The 21,405-nt window shown below is 56.5% G+C and carries 16 protein-coding genes; 7 read left to right on the top strand and 9 right to left on the bottom strand.

Going from position 1 to position 21,405, the window contains the following annotated elements; all coding sequences use genetic code 11:
* Positions 1-7 precede the first annotated feature (7 nt).
* Positions 8-529 (bottom strand): lactoylglutathione lyase, encoded by a 522-nt coding sequence (gene gloA, locus QN399_RS16435; protein WP_322179219.1) that lies wholly within the window; start codon positions 527-529, stop codon positions 8-10.
* Positions 530-682: 153 nt separating this feature from the next.
* Between gloA and QN399_RS16430 the strand changes: the two genes are divergently transcribed.
* On the top strand, positions 683-1,234 hold the full coding sequence (locus QN399_RS16430) for a DUF4946 domain-containing protein (protein ID WP_322179220.1): 552 nt from the start codon (positions 683-685) through the stop codon (positions 1,232-1,234).
* Positions 1,235-1,773: 539 nt separating this feature from the next.
* Here QN399_RS16430 and QN399_RS16425 read toward each other — a convergent pair.
* The 6 genes from QN399_RS16425 to QN399_RS16400 all read right to left on the bottom strand — a co-directional run bounded on the left by QN399_RS16425 (position 1,774) and on the right by QN399_RS16400 (position 10,650).
* On the bottom strand, positions 1,774-2,136 hold the full coding sequence (locus tag QN399_RS16425; RefSeq protein ID WP_322179221.1) for a histone-like nucleoid-structuring protein, MvaT/MvaU family: 363 nt from the start codon (positions 2,134-2,136) through the stop codon (positions 1,774-1,776).
* 374 nt (positions 2,137-2,510) lie between these two features.
* Positions 2,511-3,611 carry a tetratricopeptide repeat protein gene (locus QN399_RS16420; RefSeq protein ID WP_322179222.1) on the bottom strand — a complete coding sequence of 367 codons (1,101 nt, stop codon included), beginning with the start codon at positions 3,609-3,611 and terminating at the stop codon, positions 2,511-2,513.
* A gap of 178 nt (positions 3,612-3,789) precedes the next feature.
* Positions 3,790-5,184 (bottom strand): TolC family protein, encoded by a 1,395-nt coding sequence (locus QN399_RS16415; protein ID WP_322179223.1) that lies wholly within the window; start codon positions 5,182-5,184, stop codon positions 3,790-3,792.
* Positions 5,181-8,360: an efflux RND transporter permease subunit gene (locus QN399_RS16410; RefSeq protein ID WP_322216447.1), complete on the bottom strand. Its 3,180-nt coding sequence runs from the start codon at positions 8,358-8,360 to the stop codon at positions 5,181-5,183. The genes QN399_RS16415 and QN399_RS16410 overlap by 4 nt, the downstream gene beginning before the upstream one ends.
* Before the next feature lie 12 nt (positions 8,361-8,372).
* Positions 8,373-9,614, bottom strand: a complete 1,242-nt coding sequence (gene mexE, locus QN399_RS16405) for a multidrug efflux RND transporter periplasmic adaptor subunit MexE (protein ID WP_322179225.1) — start codon at positions 9,612-9,614, stop codon at positions 8,373-8,375.
* Positions 9,615-9,732: 118 nt separating this feature from the next.
* Positions 9,733-10,650: a LysR family transcriptional regulator gene (locus QN399_RS16400; RefSeq protein ID WP_322179226.1), complete on the bottom strand. Its 918-nt coding sequence runs from the start codon at positions 10,648-10,650 to the stop codon at positions 9,733-9,735.
* Positions 10,651-11,124: 474 nt separating this feature from the next.
* Between QN399_RS16400 and QN399_RS16395 the strand changes: the two genes are divergently transcribed.
* The 5 genes from QN399_RS16395 (at position 11,125) to pgm (ending at position 19,937) form a co-directional block, all read left to right on the top strand.
* Complete coding sequence (locus tag QN399_RS16395; protein ID WP_322216446.1) at positions 11,125-12,147, top strand: zinc-dependent alcohol dehydrogenase family protein; 1,023 nt, start codon at positions 11,125-11,127, stop codon at positions 12,145-12,147.
* A gap of 591 nt (positions 12,148-12,738) precedes the next feature.
* Positions 12,739-14,235, top strand: coding sequence for a hypothetical protein (locus QN399_RS16390; protein WP_322179228.1), 1,497 nt, complete (start codon positions 12,739-12,741; stop codon positions 14,233-14,235).
* 108 nt (positions 14,236-14,343) lie between these two features.
* Positions 14,344-15,741 (top strand): PLP-dependent aminotransferase family protein, encoded by a 1,398-nt coding sequence (locus QN399_RS16385; protein WP_322216444.1) that lies wholly within the window; start codon positions 14,344-14,346, stop codon positions 15,739-15,741.
* A 113-nt stretch (positions 15,742-15,854) separates the two neighbouring features.
* Positions 15,855-18,146, top strand: coding sequence for an ATP-dependent DNA helicase (locus QN399_RS16380; protein WP_330201270.1), 2,292 nt, complete (start codon positions 15,855-15,857; stop codon positions 18,144-18,146).
* A gap of 144 nt (positions 18,147-18,290) precedes the next feature.
* Positions 18,291-19,937 carry a phosphoglucomutase (alpha-D-glucose-1,6-bisphosphate-dependent) gene (gene pgm, locus QN399_RS16375; protein ID WP_322216441.1) on the top strand — a complete coding sequence of 549 codons (1,647 nt, stop codon included), beginning with the start codon at positions 18,291-18,293 and terminating at the stop codon, positions 19,935-19,937.
* A gap of 128 nt (positions 19,938-20,065) precedes the next feature.
* On the opposite strand, the gene QN399_RS16370 is transcribed toward pgm, so the two are convergent.
* Positions 20,066-20,743 (bottom strand): RES family NAD+ phosphorylase, encoded by a 678-nt coding sequence (locus tag QN399_RS16370; protein WP_322179232.1) that lies wholly within the window; start codon positions 20,741-20,743, stop codon positions 20,066-20,068.
* Entirely contained in the window at positions 20,743-21,150 is a 408-nt protein-coding gene (locus QN399_RS16365; protein WP_322179233.1) for an MbcA/ParS/Xre antitoxin family protein, read from the bottom strand. Before QN399_RS16365 ends, QN399_RS16370 begins: the two co-directional genes overlap by 1 nt.
* A gap of 74 nt (positions 21,151-21,224) precedes the next feature.
* Between QN399_RS16365 and QN399_RS16360 the strand changes: the two genes are divergently transcribed.
* A complete protein-coding gene (locus QN399_RS16360) occupies positions 21,225-21,347 on the top strand; it encodes a hypothetical protein (RefSeq protein WP_323567039.1) in 123 nt (40 codons plus the stop codon).
* The last annotated feature ends 58 nt before the right edge of the window (positions 21,348-21,405 follow it).

Genomic DNA, 21,405 nt, shown 5'->3' with positions numbered 1-21,405 from the left:
TTAGAGGTCAGAGCGGCGTCGGCTGAATGATTTCGACCCAATAGCCATCCGGGTCTTTGATGAAGGCCAGGCTGTTCATGCGGCCATCGGCCAGGCGCTTCTGAAACGGGACGCCCAGGCTTTCGAAGCGTACGCACGCCACGTGAACATCCGGGACTGAGAGGCAGATATGGCCGAAACCGCGCGGGTCGGTGTTGCCGTTGTGGTAGGTGAAGGCCGTGTCGTTCTCGGTACCGTGGTTGTGAGTCAGCTCCAGAATCCCGGGAATGGATTTCATCCACTGGTTGCGAGCGGCTTCACCTGCAGGGATCTGGGCTTTATCCACCAGCGCAAGGAAATACAGGCTGAATTCGGCTTCAGGGAAATCACGTTTTTCAACCAGGCTGAAGCCTAATACGCGGGTGTAGAAATCCAGGGAAGCCGTAATGTCCTTGACCCGCAGCATGGTGTGGTTGAACACAAAGCCCAGTGTCGCGACATCCGGGGTGGCGGTGACGCCGGCAAAGGTGTTCAGTTCGTGCAAGCTCATGGGTATCTCCCGTTAAAAAATCTGTAATCGCCAAATGATACGGGGCAGGGCAGTCGGTGCCAAACCCGGGCGGTGATAAAAAGACGGCAAAGCCTTGTCCGTTGGCGGTGACAGGCTCAAACTTTCCGGCTCATTGTCCTGGTAGTACCGATCATGATTTACCTGCAACGCAGATCATCCTTGATAAGCCTGTGCCTGCTGCTCGGTCTGAGCGGTGTGCATGCGGCCGATGTGATGATCACCTGGCCGAGCGGTTGGGAAGTAGAGCCTTTGCCCCCAGTCGCTGATGCGGCAGCTCAGCCGTCAGTGCAGATGAGACAACGCGCAGTGAAGAATGATCAGAATGGCGACCCGATCATGGTCATGGAGTTGACTCAATCGCGGCTTCAGCCGGGGCATGATGTCAACGTGCAGAGCGTATTGCTGGAAATGCGCAAATCAGTCCAGATCGACTTTGCCCGTGGTGGATTTCAGAGCGTTTGCAGCAAGATCCATAAAAGCACCCTGAGTGATCTTCCGGCGCTGGAAACCACCTGCACCATCACTCAGAACGGCGGGCACGTCATGACTCAGACCCTGGTCGCGGCCGCAAGCCACGACATGGCCTGGTCACTTTCCTACGCGGGCTCTGCCGATGGCTACGTCGCGAGCAAGGAGGAGGTGCAACGCATTAGGGACAGCCTGCACTTGGTGGTTGCGCCGTAAACGTAAAGGCGCGAGCCATCGCTGGCGCCAAATAACAGACAAAAAGAAACCCGCCGAAGCGGGTATTGGGGCGCTAATCCTTTAGCAGTGCTCATCCTGTAAGAATCGATGTGAAAAATGTGTGAAGTGAAAAGTCAGCCCGACTAGTGAGCGCGATGGTGCCGGGCGGGTGCGACTCCCACAATCGGGGTTGAGCTTCTCGGTGCATCGCAGGGCTGACCATTATTAGATGCGCGCAGATGCAGTATCGAATGGCCACTACATGAACTCTCTTCAAGTAAACTGTCTGTTATTATTTTGTTACATTGCCGACTTCTGCGACGAAAGAGAACAGTCAAGTCGAGACCTGAAGGAAAAGTCTGAAATACCTGTATGAATAGGCATCTGTATGAATATGTACCTGATTGAACTACTAGCGACACTCTTCGTGACTATTTTCCTGTCGGAAAGCTGAACCAGTGACTCATTGCCATAGCGGTGAAGTTGACAGGCAATAAAAAGCCCTGCACGGCAGGGCTTTTTAAGTTCGATGATTTGGATCAAGTGCGAAGCCATGAATCTACGGTATCGACACCGTATTGCTCTTTCCAGGCTTTCAGACCACGGTGATTACCACCTTTTGTTTCAATCAACTCACCTGTGTGCGGGTTCTGATAAACCTTCACGACACGTGCCCTGCGGCGTTTTGGACCTGTAGGCGCGACCTGAGACGACGAGCTGTTGGGGTCGAGGATGGCGACGATGTCGCGCAGGCTCTTGCCGTAGCTGCTCATCAAGCCCTGAAGCTTCTGTTCGAATTCGATCTCCTTCTTTAGTCCAGCGTCATTCTTCAAGGACTCCAGCTGTGCCAGCTGTTCTTGAAGGGCTTTTTCTGCTGCGCGAAACTCGGCGAGTCTAGACAAATATGTTACTCCGACAGTGTAGTTGGCTGTTCCCAGCCCGACAAAGCTATAAGCAAGAGCTTCTGGCCGACGCTTTCGTTCAATTCTCTACCACAACCCCTGAGCGAGTTCCTTCTGTGAAGAAACTAACGGCTTGCGGTCAGTCGCGCCCAAGTGAAAAAGGGTAGTTGATAACCCGTTGCGGGTAAATAATGCACTTTTTTTTCGAGTTAGAAAATAGTCTTTATGCAAATGATTATAGTGAGCGCGGAATTTCACTTTGCCGACGCCCTAATTCTTTGTGGTATCAGATGAAGGACCGTGTAAGTAATTTCCGATATTAGCCGCGCGTCGGAAAACCAGGAACATTGGCTTCCGGCGCGTATATCAGAGCACTAGAGGCCCTGTTGAAGCGCAGGGTCATCCGGGTTCTGCTGCTCCAGTTCTGCAAGCAATACCTGAACCTTTTGTAGTTGCCCACTTTCTTGCCAGTAACGAATCAGCAGGACCCGTGCTGCACGATTGGCGGGGTGACGCTGGACGATTTCTTCGAGCTGCTTCTGTGCCGCCTCCAGTTGATCGAGGTCGTGCAAGGCAACGGCCAGGTCATAGCGGTAGCCATTATTTTCCGGCTCAAGCTCCAGCGCTTTTGCCAACGCAAGCAGGGCGTATTCGCTTTGCCCGTGGTGCAGCAGCCATATACCCAATACGTGTTGCAGCGTCGCGGATTTGGGGTTGCGCTCTAGCTGTTGACCCAGCAGCTGCCGAGCCTTGTCAACCTGGCCCTGCTTATCGAATGCGGCAATCTGGGCCAGTCCGGCTTGCAGGTTATTCGGGTCCAGCACGATCGACTGTTCCAGCGCCTTCATGGCCGGAATCTGATCACCGCTGTGCAGATAAAGGGTGGCCAGTTGCAGTTGGCTCTGACTGGTCGGCGGCTGGTCAGCGAGGATGTGCTCATACTCTTCAACGACCTGCTCCAACGGGCCAAAGTACAGTCCCAACTCGTCGGGTGTCAGTCCCAGCAGGGCTTTCGCCGCACTGAAGCGTGTGGCCTGGTCGGTTTCATCGAGCAGAGGCCCCAGCAACACACTGCGCTGACTGCCGGAAACCAGCTTGACGATGGCATCAATCGCCGCCTGTCGGACCGTTAGTGCGCTGTGGTGTAAATCACCATTTGCTAGTTTCAATGCCTGTGGGCTCGGGTAGTTAGGCAACTCTACCAGCAAGTTGACGCGGCGGATGTCAGACAGGTCGGTACGTGACAACTGTTGATAAAGTACCCGAGCGGCTCCCGGCTTACCGTTGTGCGCTTGTTCCAGGGCTTGGGAGTAACCGTGCGGGGTAGCAAAGGTCGGCGGAGTGGAAGGAGGGCTGCGAAACAACAGGAAACCCGCGCCAAAAACTATGATTGATAGCGTGATCGTGTAACCGAGGCGCCACTGACGGCCGGTTTTTGGCTCAGTGGAGGAACCTTTAAAAGGCGGTTTTGGCATACCTGTATCCAGACCATGACGGCTTGCAGCTTCACGGAGTGACTGTCAGCTGTCAAATGACAATCATCCCGACATCCCCGACAGCGTGTTCGGAGGGAGCACAAAAAGCCCCGCGACCGTAAGGAGGCGAGGCTGAAAGGTTAACCGATGAAGTCCATCACTAGAGGAGTTACGGGCATCAGGCCTGTGGCTGCCAGCCACCACCCAACGCCTTGTAAATGGCAACAATTCCCCGATACATCTCGACCTCGGCCTGAGCCTGAGAATCTTCGGCGGCCAATCGCTCACGCTCGGCGTCGAGTAGCACAAGGAAGTCCACTGTGCCTTCGCGGTACTGAATAGACGCCAAGTCAGCAGCGGAACGACTCGCTTCGCTTTGACGCAACAGCGAGATCAGCCGTTGTTGCCGCTTACCATAGTCACTGAAGGCATTTTCCGACTCTTCCAGGGCCAGCAGCACCTGCTGTTCATAGGTGGCCAACGCGCCGTCGGCTTGAGCATCGGCGCCACGAATCCGTGCGCGCACGCTGCCGAGGTCAAACGCGGCCCAGGTAATGCTTGGGCCAAGCGCCCAGGCTTGCGCGGCTGATGAGCCGAGTTGCGAACCGCGTGCGGCGGTGAAGCCCAGGAACCCACTGAGGCTGACGCGTGGGAACAGGTCTGCAGTCGCGACACCGATGCGCGCCGTCGCAGCCGCCAGTTGGCGCTCGGCACTGCGCACGTCGGGACGATGGCGCAGCAGCTCAGTCGGATCGCCGATGGGCAAGGCTTTGGCGATGGCCGGCAATTTAGCCGGGCTCAGGTCGATGGTCAGGGCCTCTGGACGCTCGCCCAACAGCGTGGCGATGCGATTGCGCTGGCGCACTTGTTCTGCTTGCAGTTGCGGCACAGTGGCCTCGACGGCCGCCAGTCGTGCATCGGACCGCACTACGTCGAGCTCATTGCCCACACCGGCTTCACGCAGGTTCACGGTAATGGTGCGCGAGTCCTCTTGGTTCTTCAGGTTGGCCCGAGCAATGCCTTCGCGCAGTTGTGCGCCGCGCAGTTGCCCGTAAGCATCGACCAACTCGGCAGTCATGGTGACCTGAAGTTGGTAAAGATTGGCTTCGGCCACCTCCTGATCGGCGGTGCTGGCTTCCAGTTCACGCTGGATCCGTCCGAACAGGTCGAGCTCCCAGGCCATGTCCAGTCCCAGGTCATAGCGCTCGGTGTTGACTCGTTGGGTCGTGGTCCCCGGTTGCTGACCTTTGCCCAGATCGCTGCTGACGCGGCTGGTGATCACCGGCATGGCATCGTTGCTGATGTCGTCGCGAATCGCACGGGCTGCGCGCAAACGGGCAAAGGCGACGCGCAATTCACGGTTGCCGGTCAATGACTGAGCCACTAGCTGGTTGAGAATCGGGTCATCGAACTGCTGCCACCAGACGGTTTCAAGGTGACTGCGGTCGTAGTGACCTTGTGCCGCTGATTCGACCTTGGCCGGTGCGGTGTCCGGGGTTTTATAGTCCGGGCCGACGGCGCAGGCCGCGAGGGCAAGGACCAGAAGGCTCGGGAGAAAGAGTTTTACGCTCATTGTTGCGCCTCCAGCGTCAGGGCCTTGTCAGCGTTGCGAGCCTGCTTGCGTCCCACATAGTTACGGATCAATACGTAGAACACCGGTGTCAGCAGCAGGCCGAAGAAGGTCACCCCGAGCATCCCGGAGAACACCGCCACGCCCATGGCATGACGCATCTCTGCACCGGCACCGCTGGACAAGACCAGAGGCACAACACCCATGATGAACGCGAAGGAGGTCATCAGGATTGGACGCAGACGCAGACGGCACGCTTCGAGTACCGCAGCCAGCGGGGTCATACCTTCATCTTGTTTGTCTTTGGCAAACTCGACGATCAGGATCGCGTTCTTACACGCCAGGCCCACCAATACGATCAAGCCAATCTGGGTGAAAATGTTGTTGTCGCTACCGGCAATGATCACCCCGACGATGGCTGACAGCAGCGTCATCGGTACGATCAGAATCACCGCCAGAGGCAGGCTCCAGCTTTCATACAGCGCGGCCAACACCAGGAACGCCAGCAGCACACAGAGCGGAAACACCAACAGTGCCGTGTTGCCGGACAAAATCTGCTGATACGTCAGGTCAGTCCACTCGTAGGTCATGCCGTTGGGCAATTCTTCCTTGAGCAGTTTTTCAACGGCGCTCTGCGCTTGCCCGGAGCTGTAGCCGGGCGCGGCTGCACCGTTGATTTCAGCCGTGATGAAGCCGTTATAGTGCATGACGCGATCAGGCCCTGAGGTATCGCTGACCTTGATGAACGTCGCCAGGGGGATCATTTCGCCCACGTTGTTGCGCACTTTCAGTTGACCGATCTGCTCAGCCTCCAGACGGAATTGTTGTTCAGCCTGAACGTTGACTTGATAGGTACGGCCAAAACGGTTGAAGTCGTTGGCATACAACGAACCCAGATAGACTTGCAGGGTGTCGAAGATGTCCGAGATAGCTACACCGTGGGTTTTAGCCTTTTCACGGTCGATAGCGGCATCGACCTGTGGCACGTTGACCGTGTAGCTGGTGAATAACCCGGCCAGTTCAGGCACGCTATGGCTTTTGTTGATGATGTTCTGGGTTTCTTTGTACAGCTCTTCGTAACCCAGGTTGCCACGGTCTTCGATTTGCAGGCGGAAGCCGCCAATAGTGCCGAGACCCTGTACCGGTGGTGGCGGGAAAATCGCCATGTAGGCTTCCTGGATCACTCCGAACTTACCGTTCAAGGCACCGGCAATCGCGCCCGCCGATTCGCTCTTGTCCTTGCGCTCGTCGAATGGCTTCAAGGTCACGAAGACGATGCCCGCGTTAGGGCTGTTGGTGAAGCCGTTGATCGACAGGCCAGGGAAGGCGACCGCACTTTCTACACCAGGCTGTTTGAGCGCGATGTCAGACATGCGTTTGATCACATCTTCGGTACGGTCCAGGCTTGACGCATCCGGCAGTTGAGCAAAGGCCACCAGATACTGTTTGTCTTGTGCAGGCACGAAACCGGTCGGCGTGTTGGCGAAGCCGAACCAGGTCATCACGATCAAACCCGCGTAGACAAACAAGGCGATGCCGCTGCCACGGATAACCCGGCCTACGGTTCCGACATAGCCACGGCTGGCTTTGTCGAAGAATCTGTTGAACGGCCGGAACAACCAGACACCGAACAATTTATCGAGAACTCTGGAAAAGGCATCCTTCGGCGCATCGTGGCTTCTAAGTAACACGGCGGCCAGGGCTGGCGACAAGGTCAAGGAGTTGAACGCGGAGATCACTGTAGAGATCGCAATCGTCAGGGCGAACTGTTTATAGAACTGCCCGGTCAACCCGGAGATGAATCCCGCCGGGATGAACACTGCGCACAACACCAGCGCGGTGGCGATGATCGGTCCGGTGACTTCACGCATGGCGCGTTTGGTCGCTTCGACCGGCGTCAGTCCCAGCTCGATATTACGTTCGACGTTCTCCACCACGACGATGGCATCGTCCACCACGATACCAATGGCCAGTACCAATCCGAACAGCGACAGCGCATTGAGCGAGAAACCGAACATGTGCATCACGGCAAAGGTGCCGATCAGTGAGACCGGAACAGCCACCAATGGAATGATCGAGGCGCGCCAGGTCTGCAGGAACAGGATCACCACGAGCACGACCAGGATCAGTGCTTCGAACAGCGTGTGGACCACTGCTTCGATGGAGCCGCGGACGAAGATCGTCGGGTCATAGACAATCGAGAAGTCCATGCCTTCCGGGAAGTTCTTCTTCAGTTCGGCCATTTTGGCGCGAACTTCGTTGGAGATATCGATGGCATTGGAGCCGGGGCGCTGGAAGATCGGGATAGCCACCGCAGGCTGGTTATTCAGCAGAGAACGTAATGCATACTGGCTGGAGCCAAGCTCGATCCGCGCAATGTCCTTGAGGCGAGTGATTTCCCCTCCGGCGCCGGAGCGGATAATGATGTTTTCGAACTCTTCCTCACTGACCAGGCGACCCTGAGTATTCACCGACATCTGGAAGCTGGTGGCACCCGGCGCAGGTGGCGAACCAAGGGACCCGGCAGCGACCTGACGGTTCTGTTCACGTATCGCAGCCACGACGTCGGTCGCGGTCAGGTTGCGTGAAGCGACCTTGTTCGGATCAAGCCAGACACGTAGCGAATAGTCGCCCATACCAAACAGTTGGACATCACCGACACCGCCCAGACGCGCCAATTCATCCTTGATATTGAGCAAGGCATAGTTGGACAGGTAGAGCATGTCGTAGCGTTTGTCCGGCGAGGTTAAGTGCACGACCATGGTCAGGTCGGGGGATGCCTTGTCCACGGTGATACCAATGCGCGTCACTTCTTCGGGCAGTTTGGGGGTGGTCCGGGTCACACGGTTTTGCACCTGCACCTGAGCGTTGTCCAGGTCAGTACCCAGGGCGAAGGTGATGGTCAGGGTGATTTTGCCGTCAGCGGTGGACTGCGAGGACATGTAAAGCATGTTCTCGACGCCGGTGATCGCCTGTTCCAGCGGTGCAGCCACGGTTTCACCGATGACCTTAGGGTTGGCACCCGGGAAGTTTGCACGCACCACGACGGTGGGGGGCACGACTTCCGGGTATTCACTGATCGGCAGCTGGAACAGTGAAATCGCGCCTGCGATCAGGATCAGCAGTGATAACACCGCTGCAAAGATCGGCCGCGTAATAAAGAATTGAGAGAAGTTCATTATGGTTATCCCTTAACCGCGCGGCGAAGCAGTGCTGGCAAGTTTGGCCGCAAGCTTGGGCTCGACGGGCTTCAAGTTGCTGGCTTCGAGTGCTTGACGTTGCTTGTGCAGGGCGGCTAGGGTTTCGGCGCTGGCCATCATGGCTGTTTCAGGGTCTACCGCTTGCCCCGGGCGAACCCGTTGCAGGCCCTTGACCACGATGGTGTCGTCTTTGCTCAGGCCGCTGCGCACAATGCGTAAACCTTCGAGTTTCGGACCGAGTTCCACGCTGCGGTAGGCCGGTTTATTGTCGGCGCCCATGACCAGCACGAATTTCTTGCCAAGATCAGTGCCGACTGCTTCGTCATTGATTAGCACGGCAGAGTAAGTACCGCTGCCTACCAGCTTGAGACGGGCGTACAAGCCCGGAGTGAATTGGCCGTCGGTGTTATCGAAAACCGCACGGCCTCGGATGGTCCCGGTTTTCGGGTTGACCTGATTGTCGACGAAATTCATCTGGCCCTGATGCGGGTTGTCGCTTTCGTTCGACAGACCGAGGAATACCGGCGTGCTTTGGCCGCGCTGGCCTTTGCGAGCAAGCTCGGTGTATTTCAGATAAACCCGCTCATCGGCATCGAAATACGCGTAAACCTTATCGGTGGACACCACGCTGGTCAGCGGCGTGACATCCGCAGTCACAATGTTGCCAGCGGTGATTTCGGCGCGGCTGACGCGGCCACTGATCGGCGAAGTTACGCGGGTAAAGCTCAGGTTCAACCGAGCCAGATCGAGTTGCGCCTGGATGGCATCGGCGCCGGCTTTCGCTTCTTGGGCGGCGCTGTTGCGCGAGTCGGCGAGTTCGGCGGAAATAGCATTGCTGGTCAGCAGGCGTTGGCCACGCTGGGCTTCATTGCCACTGCGTGTCAAATTGGCGCGAGCTTGTTGCAGTTGGGCTTCGAGGCGACGAACTTCAGCCTGGAAAGGACGAGGATCGATCTGGAATAGCAGGTCGCCTTTCTTGACCAACGCACCTTCAGTGAAAGCAACTTGATCAATCTGGCCAGAAACCCGTGGGCGGATTTCAACGGTTTCCGGCGCCTCAAGGCGCCCGGTGAATTCATCCCATTCATTGACGGGCTGTTCCAGTACCTTGGCCACGGTGACTTTTGCAGCTGCCGGAGCCACAGTCGCAGCGGGATCGCGACCACAGGCGCTGATCACGACCAAGGCCAGGGCCGCAAGAGGGTAGCGCACGTATTTGAATGACTGTGCCATGGGAATAATCCGTCAAATTGTTAAGTTGGCGGATTTTGTTCTGGCGGGTTGTATTGCACGAATCGAATGGGTTGAAGGTCAGTATCATTCAGAATGATATAGACCCGTCGATGAGGCTCTAGTTCAGGCTATCAGGGTCACCAAAGAACATCTGAATACGCGAACGCAGCCATCGTTCCCCTGGGTCATTGTCCTGGGAGCCACGCCACGCCATGTGCAGCTCAAAGCTACGCGTTTCAATCGGTACCTCTTCAGCGCGTACGCCGCCGGCGGCGGCCAGTACATCAGCGGCATAGTCCGGAACGGTCGCCACGATATCGGTACCGGCCAGCAGCGAGGCCAAGCCATTGAACTGTGGCACGGCCAGCACAACATGACGCTTGCGCCCGATTTTTTCCAGGTACTCGTCGATAAATCCGCTTAAATCACCCGAGAACGAGACCAGGGCATGAGGCCGTGTGCAGAAGTCATCCAGGCTGAGTGGGCCTGGTACCGTGTCCGCGCGCAACAACTTGGCCCGGCTAAGGCGCAGCACTTTTCGTTTGGCATTGGCGGGCAGATCCATGGTGTAGCTGACGCCAATGGAGATTTCGCCAGAAGCGAGCATCGCGGGCATCAGGATGTAGTTGACCCGTCGTACCACCAGCACAATGCCTGGGGCCTCGGAGCGCAGACGCTTGAGCAACGAAGGCAAGAGTGCGAACTCCGCGTCGTCGGACAAGCCGATGCGGAATACGGCTGTGCTGGTTGCAGGGTCGAATTCTGCCGCACGACTGACGGCCGTGGAGATCGAGTCGAGCGCGGGGGAGAGCAGCGCGAAAATGTCCACCGCGCGGGCAGTTGGTTCCATGCTGCGTCCGGTGCGCACGAACAAAGGATCATCGAACAGCCCGCGCAGACGTGAGAGCGCCGCACTGATCGCGGGTTGGCCCAGAAACAGTTTTTCTGCCGCACGAGTAACGCTCCGCTCATGCATTAATGTCTCGAAGACAATAAGGAGATTGAGGTCAACGCGACGCAGGTCATTGCGATTCATGAAAGATGATCTCGGGCCATTTGTCGATGCGAGAGGCCATGCCAGCACTCAGGTGTGCGGCCTATCCGCTCAAACACAGTGGCTCGGATAGGCAAACGCGACGTGAATAGTACGAGGAATCAGTAGCGTTCTGCAGTGATAAATTCAACGCCGGTACATTAATCATCAAAATCATAGTGGATCGCGATATAAAGCGGCTGCAAGACGCAAGAAGGCGTTACACCGGGCATTATCGGGTGCCCCGCGAAAGCACTTGTTCGGTCGACGTGTACGGGTGGGTTGCAATGTCGCGATTAGGTGCGAACAATGCCGCCCATAAAAGCTGATTTTTTTGTTTTCTGCAGCCAGATTTGCGCCACACCGGCGCAGCAGAATCAATGACATGCATGTCGACTATTAATAGCCACTGATAGTGTTCCCGGTAAAGCCCGGATAAAGTTCATGGCATTAAAGGTTCATAAGGCGAGGTTCGAAATGTCCCGCACGATCCGTTTTCATCAGTTTGGTCCAGCCGAGGTCCTCAAGCTTGAGGAGCACCCTGCTGCGCTGCCAGCACCCGGTGAGGTGCAAGTGCGCGTAGAAGCGATTGGTATCAGCTGGTATGACGTGCTCTGGCGGCAAAATCTGGCGCCATCGCACGCTCGGTTGCCCGCCGGCATGGGTCATGAAATGGCCGGTGTGGTGTCGGCAGTAGGCGAAGGGGTTGATGATTTGGCCGTGGGTGACAAGGTCGCCAGTTTTCCTGCGGTCAGTCCCAATGAATACCCGGTGTATGGCGAATTGATTGTGCTGCCACGCCTGGCCTTGACCCGTTATCCGGATGTGCTGAGCCCGATTGAAGCATGCGTTCATTACACGCCACTGCTGATGGCTTACTTTGCGTACGTCGACCTGGCACACATCAAGCCAGGGCAGACCGCGCTGGTAACCGACGCCAGTCACTGTGCCGGTCCGGCATTCGTGCAATTGGGTAAAGCCCTGGGTGCAAAGGTCATTGCTGCGACCAAATCTGCTGAACAGCGTGATTACCTGCTGTCGCTGGGCGCGGACAAAGTCATCGTCACGGAGGAACAGGACCTGTTGATGTCCGTCAACAAGTACACCGACAACCGGGGTGCCGATGTGGTGCTCGATGGTTTGGGGGGGCCGCAGATGTCGATCCTCGGCGATGTTCTGGCTCCGCGTGGCAGCTTGGTACTTTACGGTTTACAGGGCGGGAATCAGACGCCATTCCCGGCGTGTGCAGCGTTCCAGAAAAACATTCAGTTCTTTGTACATTGCCTGGGCAACTTCACCGGCAAGCCGGAGCTGGGCATCACTCAGGACGAAGCCGCCGTGCAGCGGGCGTTGCGTGACATCAACCAGCTCACGGCTGATCGGGTTTTGCTGCCGCAGCCTACGCGGGTATTTCCCTTTGCCGAGGTTGTTCAAGCTCATCGTTACATGGACGGTTGTCCCATCGGCGGTCGTGCCGTGCTGCACATCGAACAGGTTTAAATACGGACGTTTATCAACGCCACTGTGCGGGCGCCTCTCAGAGAGTGGTTGCCCTTAAGCGTTCGAACGCGTCACTGGGTAAAAATTGAAGTCTTCCCGTGACGCAAGAGGGTTTTTTTTGTTGTACCTGCTGCACACCCGGTAACGAAGTAACTTCTTGTATCACTGTGCCGTACGTTTAATGCGCTACAACCCATCGTTATAAAATATATACACGCCGTTTAGTGTCGTTTAAATAACGCGCGTCAATCCTGCAACTGTAGATTCGACCTACAATGCACGCGTACTCAGTGGGCTCGGTAATTGCCGGTACATCACTGAAGTATTAAACACGTGTGTTTGTTATTTAGTCGCGTTTGTCAGCCTCTGAACTGCGCTGCTTTTTACTGCGTATCTGTACCTTGCAAACACCTTGGAGACATTGATAATACGTCGGTAATTATTGCTCAGGGAATGAGTCATGGTCGAACAACAATATTTTTCCAGCCCTTCATCGAATCAACGGCCTCAGGCCGACAGCTGGGCGGGCGTGCTTATCAGTCCACTCCGAGGGGCTGCCGATGTGGTTATTCGTCTGTCAGGTGCCGCGCTATGAGTTCTATCCATGAGCAGGCAATGAATTATGTTTACCAACAAGTATTGCAGCGCGTACTCAGTTACTTCACCCGCGCCGAGCGAACAGCGCTTCAGTTACTGATCCAGCGTTTGATCGTGGCGGCCGGGGGAATTGAACGCATCGGAAGTTTCAAAGTAATGATCGCGTTCGGCGGCGGTAAAGACAGCGCCTACACCGTTGCTTTTATGCGGGCTGCGCAATTGAGTATCGCGGGCAGGTCGCCAGCTACCTTCAACTTGCGAGTCGCCACCCTGCGCCACGCAGGTATAACGTCGGCCGTGATGGGTAATATCCATCGCAGTTATTCGGCGTTGTTTCTCTATGACGACCCGCGCGTAGAAGTGTTGATGGTCGATCAACAACAGATTCGACCCTTTCGCGTGGACTTGCCGTTTTCCACGGCGGGGCGTGAGTGCAACCGCTCGGACATGTTATTGACGGGGCATATGACCGCGGGTGACGCTCGTGCGACGTTCTGCAATAGCTGTTACTTGGGGCTGGGCGATTTTTTTGCGCGCGCGGCGTGTTGGGGTACGGGTATCGATGCGTTAGTCAGCGGAGACTCACGCAAAGAGCAAAAGCAATACGCGGCATGGGTCATGCGCCTTGCCGAAGGCTTGGAGGTCCCTGCCTCGGACTGGAGAAATCAGAGTTTCAATGGTGTGCTCAAGACGCTGAACAGTGTCGGTCATGCTTACTATCGCGAGCTGTATGAAGAAGGCGCCGAGCCTGCGGGTCGCCTCGTGGCGTACCCTAATAAATCCGTTGTCCCTGCATTCATTACTATCTTCGATCTGGTCAGTTGCAAAGCGGATGATCATTGGCCTTTGCTGACCGATTTCCTGGGATTCCAGTTCGATGACCTTGCGTTCAGCTTCAGCGAATCCGATTGCGCCAATCCAATGCTGATGGCGCATATGCGTGGCTTGCAGGCTCACTATGTACGCGGTCGTAGCTATCAAGAAGGGATTGCCGAATACCTAGAGGTTGCAAAGGGGTTGATGTGCAAGAAGCAAATGCCCGAGCGCTTGATTGAACAGGCCATGGCGGCCTATGACGGCAATCAAAACATCGAAGGACGCCGTGCACTTGCATCGGCGCACGCACAGGAGGCATTCGGCCTGAATGACGCGCAGTTGGTGTGCCTGTTGTTCGCCCCGTTCGTGGATTCAGGTCGCGCCCTGGAAGCATTCCTGCGCCGTTGTCATCCGGGAATGCTGGTCGCGTTGCCTGACTTGCACAAAGCGTTAATGGGCCTGCAAGTCCCAGAGCAAGTCCTGCAATGGCTGATCGATATCAGTGGGTTGAGCAAAGTCGGCTTGCAAAGCCTTTACCGTAAAAAAAGGGTGGATTTCGGCGATCAGACATCGCTGATCGCCAGGGTCCGCGCCAGTGACCCCGATAAGCGCAGCATTGTGACGGTCGACCCGAAAACGGGCGAGGCCACGGCCGAAATAGTATCTGGGCGCTAAGCGTGATCCTCATGCCGGCAGCGACTCCCGGAGATTGACAGGCGGAAGTTGCTGCGGGCCCGCGCATGTTCTCTGGGGCGGCGATTACGCATAGACGGGGTACAGCTTATGAAAAACAGCGCTTCCAACTTTGCTTATCAGGCCGTGTATTGCTACCTCAACCAGCTGATTGGTGAGGTTAACAGCGGTTCCACGACCAAATTACCGTCATTGCGCGACCTGGCCAAGCGTTTGAAGGTGTCCATATCGACCGTTCAGTACGCCTATTGCTTGCTGGAAAAAGAGGGCCGGATCCGCTCCGTACCCAAATCTGGCTATTTTGCGTTGCCCTGTCTGATGCCATGTCCCAATGGACAACATGACGAAGACCTCCTGGAAAAGCTTTACGCCAATGCTCGTCGTCCGGGTATGTTCGTGCTCAGCGATGATGAGCCGACGATGCTGTCATCGCTCGAAAATCCATTGCTGATGCTCGAACGCGAACTGATTCGTCATTACCCGCGTCAGCTCAACCTGCAGTTCCAGCCCTTTGGGGTACTGGAGTTACGCACGGCGCTGGCCGCACGTTACACCTCCTGTGCGCAGCATTGCTGGCACCCAGACAATGTCTATGTCGGGGCGGATTTGCGTGGGGTGCTGAAAATAGTCCTTGATGCACTGGGGCTTCGGGGCGGTACGGTGCTGGTGGAGTCGCCTTGCTCCTGGACTATCTTGCGCTTGCTGCAATCGTTCGATATCCGCGTGATCGAGATGCCACTAGACAATAGCGGTTGCGTGGACCTGCCTTGGTTCGACCAAACAATGCTTCAGGAGGACATTGGTCTGGCGGTCCTGCCGTCAGTGCCTTGTTCGACACAAGGCAGCTTGATGCAATTGGAAAACCGTCAACAGCTCGCCCGTCGACTGAACCTGAATGGCATTTGGGTTCTGGAAAACGACAGCCTCGGCGAACTCTGCTTCGAGCCGCCGGTGGGCCGATTGCGTGACTGGATCAACCCCGAGCGCTTGTTAGTGTTTTCCGCCTTCGACAAGATCATCGGACCTGAAGCACCTTATGGGTATTTGCTGTGCAAGCATTTCAGTGCTGAGTTGCAACGGCACTTTCTGGTGCGCTCCTTCTGCCTGCCACCCATTCGCCAAAAAGCCATTGCGCGGCTTTACAGCTCTGGACGCATCGATCAACACATCACCGGACTGCGGCGCCTGTTGGAGGATCGCATGCTGACCCTGGCCAGCCTGCTGCATGAGCGTGCGGGGGCCAGCTTGCGTTTTAACCTGCCCGGAGGCGGTGCTGCCATTTGGGCCGAATGCGTTCGGCCGGTGAACATGCGCCGCGTGTTTGACCGCCTGCTCAAGCGGCGGATTTTTATCGCGCCCGGTGAAATATTCAGCCTGCAGGGCTTGCATCAGCAAAACCTGCGGATCAGCTTCGCCTTCGATTGGAATCAGGACATTGGCACGGCGCTCAACACGCTGGACGACCTGTTGCGTCAGGAGAGGCTGTAGTCCCATAGCCGTCAGTGCCCGGCCACTGATCCAATTGTATTTGCCAGCGCCGGGCCATAGCTGGTATCTGTATGCCCATCCAGTACCGGTGCTAAAACGGCTTTTCCTCTCCAGTGACCCTCGATCCTATCCATGACGTCAACGTTGATGACTCCAGCTATGGGGTGGCCGTGCGTGCCTTGTGCGAATTCACGGCCAAGGCGGGCGACCTCGATTTGCGTTTCACCCCGACGCCTACGGCACTGGAAGGCATGGCCGGACACCGCACGGTGGTTGCCCGACGCGGCGAGGCCTATCAAGCCGAAGTCCCACTCAGCGGTGACTACCTGCAACTCAAGGTTCGGGGCAGGGCGGACGGTTACGATCCGGTACTTAACCAACTTGAAGAAGTAAAAACCTACCGAGGCGACTTGAGTGCGATGCCGGCGAACCACCGGCAATTGCACTGGGCGCAAGCAAAAATCTATGGCTGGCTGCTCTGTCAGCAGATGAAGCTGGACGAAGTCACGCTGGCGTTGGTCTATTTCAATATCGTCAGCGAGCAGGAAACGTTGTTTCGCGAACGCTATACGGCAAACGCGCTTCACGTTTTTTTCAACGAGCAATGTGCGATTTTTCTGCGCTGGGCCCAGCAGGAACTGGCTCACACCCATGCCCGCAATCAGGCCTTGGGCGCGCTGGCGTTCCCTCATCCGAGTTTTCGCACAGGCCAGCGAACGCTGGCAGAGTCGGTTTATAAAGCGGTCAGCACCGGCTGTTGTCTGATGGCTCAAGCGCCGACGGGTATCGGCAAAACGGTGGGCACACTGTTTCCAATGCTCAAGGCCGTCCCTGGGCAAAAACTCGACAAAGTGTTCTTCCTCACGGCCAAGACCCCAGGGCGCAAGCTGGCACTGGACGCCTTGAGTGTCATTCGCCGCAGCGCACCGGATCTGGCCCTGCGCGTGCTGGAAATGGTGGCCCGGGAAAAAGCCTGCGAACACCCTGACAAAGCGTGCAACGGCGACTCCTGCCCTCTGGCCAAGGGCTTCTATGATCGTTTACCGGCAGCACGCAACGCCGCAATGGACAAACCATGGCTCGATCAAGCCGGCGTGCGTGAAGTCGCCCGTCAACATCAGGTTTGCCCGTATTACTTGAGCCAGGAACTGGCGCGCTGGGCCGACGTGGTGATCGCTGATTACAACTATTACTTCGATCTCAGCGCCTTGCTGTTCGGCCTCAGCCAGTTCAACCAGTGGCGCGTGGCGGTGTTGGTGGACGAGGCGCACAACATGGTCGAGCGCACGCGGCAGATGTATAGCGCCAGCCTAGACCAGCAGAACCTGAACACCCTTCGCGACGGTGCACCTGAGGCGCTGAAGAAGTCCCTGCAACGGCTCAACCGCGAATGGAATGCGTTGCACAAGGATCAGGTGCTCGATTATCAAGCCTATCCCGTGACACCTGCGCGGTTTTTGCAAAGCTTGAATGTGTGTGTGACCGCGATTGGCGACTATTTCAATGAGCATCCCCACGCCGTCGATGGCGCATTGCAGAGCTTCTACTTTGAAGCGATCCAGTTCGCGCGGATCGCCGAGTTGTTTGATGAACATTTTGTGTTCGATATCAACAAGCGCGAACGGGGTGGAAAGCGCAGCCTGTCGCGGTTGAGCCTGCGCAACGTGGTGCCAGCCGGCTTCGTCCGCCCACGTCTGACGGCAGCGTGCAGCACCGTACTGTTTTCCGCGACCTTGAATCCCCGCCGTTACTACGCTGATCTGCTCGGTCTGCCAGGTAATACCGCGTGGGTCGATATCGAGTCGCCGTTCTCCCGGGAACAGCTGGACGTGCGCATCATCAGTCAGATATCTACCCGATTCACCCATCGACAGGCATCACTGGCACCTATCGTCGAATTGATGGCCTCGCAATTTCAGGCGCAACCCGGCAATTACTTGGCCTTCTTCAGCAGTTTCGACTATCTACAACAGGTCGCTGAGCTGCTGCATCAGCTGCATCCACAGGTTCCGTTGTGGCAGCAATCACGCGGCATGACTGAAAGCGAGCGGCAGGCGTTTCTCGATCAGTTCACCTTGAGCAGCCAGGGCATCGGATTTGCCGTGTTGGGTGGGGCTTTTGGCGAAGGCATCGACTTGCCGGGCGCTCGATTGATCGGTGCGTTTATCGCCACCCTGGGCCTGGCTCAATTGAATCCAGTGAATGAGCAGCTCAAACAACGAATGGCTGCGCTGTTCGGCGCCGGATACGACTACACCTATCTATATCCCGGCGTACAAAAAGTCGTACAAGCTGCGGGCCGGGTCATTCGAGGTCAGGATGATCGTGGGGTAGTGATGCTGATCGACGACCGTTTCGCCGAGCGCAAGGTGCAAAATTTGCTACCTGCCTGGTGGCAGCTGTAAAACGTTCAAGGCCTGACGGATAGATAGCTTAGCGTAGCGGTCAAACTGCCAGTAAACTGCCGCCTCATAGCTCCCCTGCATCTGTCGGGGTGTTGCACACAGAACTTGTTCTTTTTTGTCTTCTTCCCTCCATGGAGGTTTCGTATGAGTCTCAGTCCATTTGCTGGCAAACCAGCGCCAGCAGAACTCTTGGTTGATCTTCCGCGACTGGTAACGGCCTATTACACCGGCCAACCTGACGCATCGGTTTCCACCCAGCGCGTTTCGTTTGGCACGTCGGGTCACCGTGGCAGTTCTTTTGAGCTGAGCTTCAACGAATGGCATGTTCTGGCCATCAGTCAGGCTATCTGCCTGTACCGTCAGGTCAATGGCATTGACGGTCCGTTGTTCCTCGGCGCAGATACCCATGCCTTGTCGACACCGGCCAGTGTCACCGCGCTGGAAGTACTGGCGGCTAACGGCGTGCAGGTCATGATCGCCGAAAATGACGAATACACACCCACGCCGGCGATTTCCCACGCCATTATTTGCTACAACCGAGGCCGCACTTCCGGCCTGGCCGACGGTATCGTTATCACCCCGTCGCACAACCCGCCGGAAAGTGGTGGCTTTAAATATAACCCGCCCAATGGTGGCCCGGCAGATACCCACATCACCAAATGGATCGAGGCAAAAGCTAACGAGCTGTTGGCTGAGAAGGTGCTGGGCGTCACTCGTATGACCTATGAAAGGGCCTTGCGTGCAGACACCACCCACCGCCATGACTACCTCAATACGTATGTCGCTGACTTGAAAAACGTCATCGACATGGATGCTATTCGCGGCGCAAATCTACGTCTGGGCGTTGACCCGCTGGGCGGAGCCGGGGTGCATTACTGGTCGGCGATCGGCGAGCATTACGGTCTGAACCTGGAAGTGGTCAATCAGCACGTCGACCCGACGTTCCGCTTCATGTGCGTGGATTGGGACGGTCGCATTCGGATGGACCCGTCTTCAAACTTCGCCATGCAGGGGTTGATCGGCCTTAAGGATCGCTTTCAAGTCGCATTCGCTTGCGACCCGGATCACGACCGTCACGGCATCGTCACCCCAACGGGTGGGCTGCTGGCACCGAACAATTATCTGGCGGTGTCCATCGATTACCTGTTTCAGAACCGTCCCCATTGGCGTGCCGATGCCGCCATTGGTAAAACCGTGGTCAGCAGCGGCATGATTGATCGCGTGGCCAAACGCCTGGGCCGACGCCTGTATGAAGTGCCAGTGGGCTTCAAATGGTTCGCCGATGGCCTGTTCGATGGCTCCCTGGGTTTTGGGGGCGAAGAAAGTGCTGGCGCCTCATTCCTGCGTCGGGACGGCAGTGTCTGGACCACCGACAAGGACGGCCTGATCCCGGCATTGCTCGCCGCCGAGATCACCGCCCGTAAAGGCCGCGACCCTAGCGAAATCTATCAGGACCTGACCCGGGAACTGGGCGAACCGTTCTCCACTCGCGTGGAAGCCAAGGCTAACCCTGAGCAAAAAGCGCTGCTGAGCAAGTTGTCGCCCGATCAGGTTAAATCCACAGAGTTGGCCGGTGAAACGATCCAGAGCATTCTCAGCCATGCACCAGGCAACGATCAGGCCATTGGCGGCTTGAAGGTCATGACCGAGAACGGCTGGTTCGCAGCACGTCCTTCGGGCACGGAAGACATTTACAAGATCTACGCTGAGAGCTTTATCGGTGAAGACCACCTCAAGCGTCTGGTGGCAGAAGCGCAGGTGTTGGTAGATGCGGCCATCGCACCGAGATGATTGGCAATTTATAAAGGAGGAGAGGGCGAGAGGAGGGTAGATCATGGCTGCCGCGCGGCGTTCTCAACATACGAATCAAAGGTCGATGTTCGAAGCGCGGTATAGACACCCCGGTCTCAAAGCGGCTATCACAACTGAGTAATTTCGAAGAAGTACCCGATTTTTTGACTTCTGGCTTCCCAAACGTAGCGGATGTGTTTGCCCTGCACCGGTATGGATACCGCTGGAGGGCGGAAAGCGGCTATGCACTCATGCCCATTGGCGCGAACGCTGTTGTACAGGAGCCCCCATGATTTCTCCTCACGGAGCTTTTTGGCAAATGCTTGTGCGGGGCTATAGTTGGCAGGATCAGGGTCATGCAGGTGAGCAAAGCCTGCGCGAATATCGTGCATCGGCTTGACGACCTTGTTCACGTAGGTGCGCATGGTCAGCTCGACATCCGGTTCATTGGTCGCAGCGAGGAATCGTTCCTGGTGGAAGCTGGTCTCGGCGATGGCTGCTCTTTGGCTGCTGGCCGCGTAGTAGATACCGAACGTTCCATCGGTGAACCGACTGATCTTTCCAATATGCGTGAACGCGGCCATAACAGGCGTTGAACCGTGTCCGGATACTCGGTCTTCAGGGGCTACCCGGCTGATAAGGCCCACTTCCTCGGCCAGTCGGTCATTGGTCAGAGACTCCAGTGCATACGACATTTGCAGCTCAGCAGGATCCAGGATGTCTTCGAAGAGGGTGATCGGCGGGAACGAACTGCTGATCACACGGTAAGCACTGTCCCACACGGGTATCTCCAACTTCTCAGCCATTATCCGCGGACCCCATCCAGATAACGGCGAACATCTGCAATATCGACCACACGACCGGCCAGCATGTATTTCAGCGCCGTCTGACCGTTGAAGGGGGCAGCCGTGTTCGGACTGTTGACCCAGGCATACACGCGGTCGCGGTTATTGCTGAATATGATGCTGAGCGCCTTGTGAATGCCCATCAGGTAAGAGATGCGCTCCAGCGTATCGTGCGGCAGCCGCACGCTTGGAATGCGTCGGTATTTGTAAAAGGTCGTGGTGCTGATCGACCCCAGCAATGCACGCTGCTGATCGACTGAGCAGTTCCAGTGTTCCATGAGACCGAAAAAAAACTTCAGCGCGACCCGCCCGGCCTCTGGGCTGTCAATGTCATGTGTAGCGCTATGGGCGTGGCTTGCCGTGACCATGAGGACTCTCCTGAGAGATAAATTACTAATCCCAGTGTATTACGCATACGAAAATAAACAAGCCATGTGTACGCATGCGTAAGCTATTGGCGGGCGACTGGATTGAATCAGTTAGCCAGATCACCCTCAAGGAGCATCTCAACGACTTCATCGTCCGCTGGGCGCAGAGATGCCAGATGATCGGATTGGAGCTTTAAGACCTTTCCACGTGTCATTTTCCAACGTGGTACTGGTGCCATATCCCAAAAGAGCTAT

It is taken from the genome of Pseudomonas sp. 10C3 (genome assembly GCF_036346185.1).
In the GTDB taxonomy this organism is placed as follows: Bacteria; Pseudomonadota; Gammaproteobacteria; order Pseudomonadales; family Pseudomonadaceae; genus Aquipseudomonas.
Note: the sequence above shows the minus strand (reverse complement) of the source record. Positions and strands in the feature narration are given on the sequence as shown.